1 protein-coding gene is annotated in these 438 nt (G+C 65.1%); it reads right to left on the bottom strand.

Going from position 1 to position 438, the window contains the following annotated elements; all coding sequences use genetic code 11:
- Positions 1-252, bottom strand: coding sequence for a hypothetical protein (locus ACQRCJ_RS12515; RefSeq protein ID WP_168934730.1), 252 nt, complete (start codon positions 250-252; stop codon positions 1-3).
- Positions 253-438 lie beyond the last annotated feature (186 nt).

Raw genomic sequence — 438 nt, 5'->3', positions numbered from 1 at the left:
CTAGCCCACGCTGGCGACTTTGCGGACCAGCAGCTCGTCGTTGGGCCAGATCTGGCGGTCGGGGGTGAGCAGTTCGCCGTCGCGGGCCACCAGGGCACATTCCTCGGCCAGCCCCAGGGCCGTCAGCAGCTGGCGGGAGGTCTTGGGGCGGGGGATGGAGAGCCAGTGGTCCTCGGGCTGGAGACGCACGGTGACGCGCGCACCGGTGTGTTCGGGGTTGACGCAGTGGATGTGGCGGGGAGTCTCGCTCATGGTCGTTTCCTTATGCTTGAAGTCAGGCAGCGCGGTTGCCGGGGAGAGCAAGGAGTGGCGGGACACTACCTGCTCCTTGCCGCGCTGTCTCCTGTTAAAAGTTTTGGGAAGGGAAAGGGGGAGCGCGAGGGGGAGAGGGAGAACCGTTTTTCCAAACGGTTTCCTTCTCCCCCTCGCCTGTTCCTT

The sequence above is a fragment of the Desulfovibrio sp. SGI.102 genome (genome assembly GCF_050314315.1).
Taxonomy (GTDB): domain Bacteria; phylum Desulfobacterota; class Desulfovibrionia; order Desulfovibrionales; family Desulfovibrionaceae; genus Desulfovibrio.
This window is presented reverse-complemented; position numbering and strand designations above follow the sequence as displayed.

Excerpts from the sequence above, each read along its gene's own strand:
- ACQRCJ_RS12515 (WP_168934730.1), bottom strand. The coding sequence starts at position 252 with ATGAGCGAGACTCCCCGCCACATCCACTGCGTCAACCCCGAACACACC.